The following is a 1,035-nucleotide window of genomic DNA, read 5'->3' on the forward strand; positions in this document are numbered from 1 at the left end:
CTAGGGCCTGTGTCGAAGTCGGCGGTGGTGGGGCGATGAGATTCCGGCGCGTCGGTGATCGATAAATAGCGAGGTCTCCGGTAGATGGTTCATCGACGAAGAAGACCATCAGCACGGAGACCTCGTGACCACTGTAGCGGTGACGAGGCGGCACGACCTGACCGACGCGCAGTGGGCGGCGCTGGAGCCGCTGCTACCTGTGGGGCGTAGGCCAGGTCGGCCGCCGACATGGACGAAGCGGCAGCTCATTGATGGGATCCGGTGGCGGACCAGGGTCGGTGCGCCGTGGCGGGACATACCGGAGTGCTACGGGTCCTGGGCGGCGGCGTACGCGGTGTTCCGCCGCTGGCAGCGCGACGGGACCTGGGCGAAGATCCTGACCGCGTTGCAGGCGGTGGCCGACGCGGGCGGGCGTGTCACGTGGGACGTGTCGGTGGACTCGTCGGTCGCCCGGGCGCATCAGCACGCCGCTGGGGCGCGTAAAAGGGGGATCTGCAGGTCGAACCCCCGGGCGGGGTGACGGTCGAGCCGGCCGATCATGCGCTCGGGCGGTCGCGGGGTGGGCTGACGACAAAGCTGCACCTTGCCTGCGAGCAGGGGCAGAAGCCGTTGTCGATCGTGCTGACCGCCGGGCAGCGTGGGGACAGCCCGCAGTTCGTCGCGGTGCTCGACGGCATCCGGGTGCCCCGCCTGGGCGGCGGTCGGCCGCGGACCCGCCCGGACCGGGTCCTGGCCGACAAGGCGTACACGTCCCGAGCGAACCGCCGCTACCTGCGCAGACGAGGGATCGCCGCGACCATTCCGTCGAAGGCCGATCAGGACGCCAACCGGCGTAAACGGGGCTCCAAGGGCGGCCGGCCACCCGCCTTCGACCCCGAGCGGTACAAGCAGCGTCATGCCGTGGAATGCGGCATCAACCGACTCAAGCGCAACCGCGCCGTGGCCACCCGATTCGACAAGCTCGCCGTGCGCTACGAAGCCACCGTGCACATCGCCGCGATCAGCGAGTGGCTGTGACCGACTTCGACACAGGCT

General features: G+C 69.8%; 1 protein-coding gene. It reads left to right on the forward strand.

Going from position 1 to position 1,035, the window contains the following annotated elements:
* Window positions 1-139 precede the first annotated feature (139 nt).
* Window positions 140-1,017, forward strand: a protein-coding gene (locus I8N68_RS32430; protein ID WP_372433934.1) for an IS5 family transposase whose coding sequence is annotated in 2 segments (ribosomal slippage) — window positions 140-515 and window positions 515-1,017 — 879 coding nt in all. Because the reading frame shifts where the segments join, the coding sequence is not laid out codon by codon here.
* Window positions 1,018-1,035: the final 18 nt, after the last annotated feature.

Source organism: Micromonospora coerulea, from assembly GCF_016598485.1.
In the GTDB taxonomy this organism is placed as follows: domain Bacteria; phylum Actinomycetota; class Actinomycetes; order Mycobacteriales; family Micromonosporaceae; genus Micromonospora; species Micromonospora coerulea.